Source organism: Saccharomonospora iraqiensis subsp. iraqiensis (assembly GCF_000430445.1).
GTDB classification, from domain to species: domain Bacteria; phylum Actinomycetota; class Actinomycetes; order Mycobacteriales; family Pseudonocardiaceae; genus Saccharomonospora; species Saccharomonospora iraqiensis.
The window spans coordinates 28108-32299 of the sequence record NZ_KE387124.1; the positions used below are offsets into that span (position 1 = coordinate 28108).

5 protein-coding genes and 2 pseudogenes are annotated in these 4192 nt (G+C 71.5%); 3 read left to right on the forward strand and 4 right to left on the reverse strand.

Annotated elements, in window-relative coordinates; all coding sequences use genetic code 11:
* The 3 genes and pseudogenes from ACTIR_RS27600 to ACTIR_RS0118580 form a co-directional block, all read left to right on the forward strand.
* Window positions 1–374 (forward strand): annotated as a pseudogene (locus ACTIR_RS27600) (hypothetical protein); the annotation flags it as partial.
* Window positions 371–1666, forward strand: coding sequence for a glycolate oxidase subunit GlcF (glcF, locus tag ACTIR_RS0118575; RefSeq protein ID WP_026455406.1), 1296 nt, complete (start codon window positions 371–373; stop codon window positions 1664–1666). The pseudogene ACTIR_RS27600 and the gene glcF, both read left to right, overlap by 4 nt.
* A 115-nt stretch (window positions 1667–1781) precedes the next feature.
* Window positions 1782–2402: a class I SAM-dependent methyltransferase gene (locus ACTIR_RS0118580; protein ID WP_026455407.1), complete on the forward strand. Its 621-nt coding sequence runs from the start codon at window positions 1782–1784 to the stop codon at window positions 2400–2402.
* Between the two features lie 106 nt (window positions 2403–2508).
* Here ACTIR_RS0118580 and ACTIR_RS0118585 read toward each other — a convergent pair whose 3' ends face one another.
* From ACTIR_RS0118585 to ACTIR_RS24260, 4 genes and pseudogenes are all read right to left on the reverse strand, one after another.
* Window positions 2509–3102 carry a GTP-binding protein gene (locus tag ACTIR_RS0118585; RefSeq protein WP_026455408.1) on the reverse strand — a complete coding sequence of 198 codons (594 nt, stop codon included), beginning with the start codon at window positions 3100–3102 and terminating at the stop codon, window positions 2509–2511.
* Window positions 3083–3469 (reverse strand): DUF742 domain-containing protein, encoded by a 387-nt coding sequence (locus ACTIR_RS0118590; protein WP_007026982.1) that lies wholly within the window; start codon window positions 3467–3469, stop codon window positions 3083–3085. The genes ACTIR_RS0118585 and ACTIR_RS0118590 overlap by 20 nt, the downstream gene beginning before the upstream one ends.
* Window positions 3466–3876, reverse strand: a complete 411-nt coding sequence (locus tag ACTIR_RS0118595; protein WP_007026981.1) for a roadblock/LC7 domain-containing protein — start codon at window positions 3874–3876, stop codon at window positions 3466–3468. The genes ACTIR_RS0118590 and ACTIR_RS0118595 overlap by 4 nt, the downstream gene beginning before the upstream one ends.
* Before the next feature lie 6 nt (window positions 3877–3882).
* A pseudogene (locus ACTIR_RS24260) lies at window positions 3883–4192 on the reverse strand (histidine kinase); the annotation flags it as partial.

A 4192-nucleotide genomic window follows, 5' to 3' on the forward strand; every position in this document is an offset into this window, starting at 1 on the left:
CGTCCCGGCTTCCCGGGGTGGTCGCCGACAGCGGGTGCGCCGGTCCGGGCCGCGCCGCGGTCGGTCCGGCGACCGGAGTGGCCACGCTCGTCACGGGCGACATGGGCGGTACCGGCGACACCGGCGACGCGGACGACACCGCCGACACGGACGACACCGTGGGTTCCGCCGTGGAGGCCGTTCACGACGCCGTCGACGCCGTCGGCGGGACGTCCGTGGTGCGCGCACGTCCCCCGGCGGGGGTCCGGACGTGGAACCGGGCACCATCGGCGGTGCGGGTGCTGCGGGCGTTGAAGGACGAACTCGACCCGCACCGGCGGCTGAACCCGGGCCGGTTCGGGTCGTGGTTGGACACCGAGGAGGCAGGGCCGTGACCGAACCGGGAGAACGGCAGGCACCGTCCAGTTTCGACGCGTTCCACCCGCCGTCGCGGGAACTGCTGGACGACTGCGTGCACTGTGGATTCTGCCTGCCGACGTGCCCGACCTACCAGCTCTGGGGCGAGGAGATGGACTCGCCGCGCGGCCGGATCTACCTGATGGACCTCGCCGAGCGCGGCGAGATCGAGCTGCAGGGCGCGTTCACCGAGCACATCGACGCCTGCCTCGGCTGCATGGCCTGCGTGACGTCCTGCCCGTCCGGGGTGCAGTACGACCGGCTGCTGGAGGCCACCCGGCCGCAGATCGAACGTGCCGTGCCGCGCTCGCGCGGCGAGCGGCTGTTCCGGGACGGGATCTTCGCGCTGTTCCCCCACCGGCGCAGGCTGCGCGCGGCGGCGGTGTTCGGGGTGCTGTATCAGAAGCTGCGCCTGTCCCGGGTCGCCGAGCGGGTCCTGCCGCCCCGGCTGCGGGCGGCGCAGTCGCTGCTGCCACCGGTGCGGCTGCGGGAGGCGTTCGCGGGACTGCCGCGACGGGTGCGCCCGTCCGGGCCGGCACGGCGTCGGGTGGCGCTGCTGTCCGGCTGCGTGCAGGACGTCTTCTTCCACGAGGTGAACGCGGCCACGCAACGGGTGCTGGCCGCCGAGGGGTGCGAGGTGCTTACCCCCCGGGACCAGGGCTGCTGTGGCGCGCTGGGCCTGCACGCCGGGCGCGAGGAGCACGCCGTCGAGCGGGCCCGGCGCACGATCGAGACGTTCGAGCGGCTGCCGGTGGACGACATCGTGGTCAACGTCGCCGGGTGCGGCTCGTCGATGAAGGAGTACGGCACGCTGCTGGCCGACGACCCGGAATGGGCCGAGCGGGCGCGGGCGCTGTCGGCGAAGGTCCGCGACGTCAGCGAGGTGCTGGCCGACCTGGAGCCGCGGGCGCCGCGGCACCCGGTCGAGGCGAGGGTGGCCTACCACGACGCCTGCCACCTGCGGCACGCCCAGGGCGTGTGGTCCCAGCCCCGGCAGGTGCTGCGCACGATCCCCGGCGTGGAGGTGGTGGACCTGCCGGACGCGGAGCTGTGCTGCGGCTCGGCGGGCGTCTACAACCTGCTGCAGCCGGAGGCGGCCGCCGACCTCGGCAGGCGCAAGGCGGACAACGTCCGCTCGGTGCACCCGGACCTGCTGGTCACGGCCAACCCGGGCTGCCTGCTCCAGATCGCCCGCCACCTGGACACCGACGACCTCCCCCTCCAACACCCGGTGCAACTGCTGGACCGCTCGATCCGGGGTGTGCCGTGAAGGACTCCTTCCCTGCGTCGGGTGCAGTGAGGGCCCCCTTCGCTGCGTCGGGTGCAGGGAAGGAGTCCTTCACGGGCACCCGGTGAGCGGGCACACGGGCGGTTAGGCTCGGGGAATGTCGGGACATCGGATCTTCGCTGCCGTGTATGACCGGATGGCCGCGCCGGTCGAGACCAAGCTGCTCGGGCCGCGGCGCGAGCGGATGCTGTCCGGGGTGACCGGGCGGGTGCTCGACGTCGGGGCCGGCACCGGGGTCAACCTCGACCACCTCCGTAACGCCGAGCAGGTGGTGCTCACCGAACCCGACCCGGCGATGCGTGCGAAGCTGGAGCGCAAGCTCGGCCGGGCGCACGCGCCGGTGGTCCAGGTCAGTGACGCGGCCGCCGAGGACCTGCCGTTCGACGACGACTCGTTCGACGCGGTGGTGTTCACCCTCGTGCTGTGCACGGTGACCGACCCCGCGCGGGCGTTGGCCGAGGCCCGCCGCGTATTGCGGCCCGAGGGAACCCTGTACGTCCTGGAACACGTCCGCGGCGAGGGTGCCCAGGCCACGTGGCAGGACCGCGTCACCCCGGTGTGGAAGCGTCTCGGTGCCGGATGCCACCCCAACCGGGACACCCGGACCGCGGTCGAACGCGCCGGCTTCACCTTCACCGAGGTGGAGAACCTCCAGGCGGGCCCCCGCTGGATCCCCGCCAGCCCCCTCCTCCAGGGCACCGCCCACCCGACAGGGTGACCCGTGAAGGGCACTTTCCCTGCACTCGGCGCAGCGAGGGGCACATTCACTGCGCCGCACGCAGGGAAAGTGCCCCTCACGCCACACACGCGGGGTGCGGGGGCCGTCAGCGGGCGGCGGGCACCAGGTCCGCCGTGGACATGACGTACTCGATCAGGGTGATCAGGACCTGCTTGGTGGACTCCTTGTCCCGGGCGTCGCACAGCACCACGGGCACCTCGGGGCCGACGTCGAGCGCCGCGCGCACCTCCTCGGTGCCGTACATGTGCGCCTGGTCGAAGCAGTTCACACCCACCACGAACGGCAGGCCCCTGCGCTCGAAGTAGTCCACCGCGGGGAAGCACGACTCCAGCCTGCGCGTGTCGGCGAGCACCACCGCACCGAGCGCGCCCTGGGCCAGCTCGTCCCACATGAACCAGAACCGGTCCTGCCCGGGCGTGCCGAACAGGTACAGGATCAACTCCGAGTTGATCGTGATACGCCCGAAGTCGAGCGCCACCGTGGTGGTGGTCTTCGCCTCCACACCGGACAGATCGTCCACGCCCTCGGACGCGGACGTCAGCGACTCCTCGGTGCGCAGCGGCGGAACCTCGCTGACCGAACCCACCATCGTGGTCTTGCCGACCCCGAAACCACCGGCGACCAACAGCTTCACCGCCGTCGCCGTCAGTCGCCGCTCGTCAGAGTTTGCGGATGCCATCCAGAACCGCCTGCAGTACGTGTTTGTTGGGGGCGTCGCCCTCGGGCGCCGCTCTACGGAAGATCACATAGTTCTGCTCGATCAGATCACTGAGCAGGACCTTGACCACGGGCAGGGGTAGGTCGACGTGTCCACCCACCTCGGCCACCGACATCGGCCGCTGGCACATGTGCACGATCTGGGCGTACTCGCTGGGCAGGTGCGCGGCCTCGGCCGGCGTGCACAGCGACACGACCAGCGTCATCATGTCCAGGCCGTAGTTGTCCGACCTGGTCCGGCCGCCCGTCACCACGTACGAGCGAACGAGGCCACCGGCGTCGTCGGCTTCGCCGGCCTCGTCGAACCACTCCTGTCCGGGATCACTCATGGCGCACTTTGTTGTTCCACCCTCGGCGCCGCGCTGAGCACCGCGCCTACCCGTTTGACCATCATGTTCATCGAGTACGCCACCATGCCCATGTCGGCGTCCTCGGACGTCAGCAGGGCCAGGCACGCCCCGCGTCCGGCGGCCGTGACGAAGAGGAACGCATGGTCCATCTCCACCACGGTCTGCCGCACCGCTCCGCCGCCGAAGTGCCGCCCGGTGCCCCGAGCCAGGCTCTGGAACGCCGAGGCGACGGCGGACAGATGCTCGCCGTCCTCTTCGGACAGATTACTCGACCGCCCGATCAACAGACCGTCCGACGACAGTACGACGGCACGTTCGGCTCCCGCGACCTGGTTCACCAAGTCGTCCAGCAGCCAGTCGAGTTCGTTGACTCCCGAGTTCGTCATGGTGTCTCAGTCTCCAGTCTCGTCGCCGCCGGGTTTCTGGTGCCGTGCTCTCCGAGTGCCCATCTGGAACGCCGAGAGCCTGCTACGTGCGTCGTCGGGAGTCTCCGCGGGATCGGTGGTGTCACCGCCCTGGTCGGAGGGTCCGGTCTCCTCCCGCAGCTGCGGAGCCAGGTTCTCCTGCCTGCGCCTGCGGGGCAACGGCGGTTTCCCACCCGCCGAGGTGCCCTCCTGGGCCGGCGGCGCGGCGCCCTGCCTGGCGTCCTGGGCGGTGGGCTGCGGAGCGGACTGCGCCGACGCGGCCTGCGGACCCTGCGGG

Bases quoted from the DNA above. Each gene is read 5' to 3' on its own strand.
- ACTIR_RS0118585 (WP_026455408.1), bottom strand. From the start codon at position 3,102: ATGGCATCCGCAAACTCTGACGAGCGGCGACTGACGGCGACGGCGGTG.
- ACTIR_RS0118590 (WP_007026982.1), bottom strand. From the start codon at position 3,469: ATGAGTGATCCCGGACAGGAGTGGTTCGACGAGGCCGGCGAAGCCGAC.
- ACTIR_RS0118595 (WP_007026981.1), bottom strand. From the start codon at position 3,876: ATGACGAACTCGGGAGTCAACGAACTCGACTGGCTGCTGGACGACTTG.
- ACTIR_RS0118580 (WP_026455407.1), top strand. From the start codon at position 1,782: ATGTCGGGACATCGGATCTTCGCTGCCGTGTATGACCGGATGGCCGCG.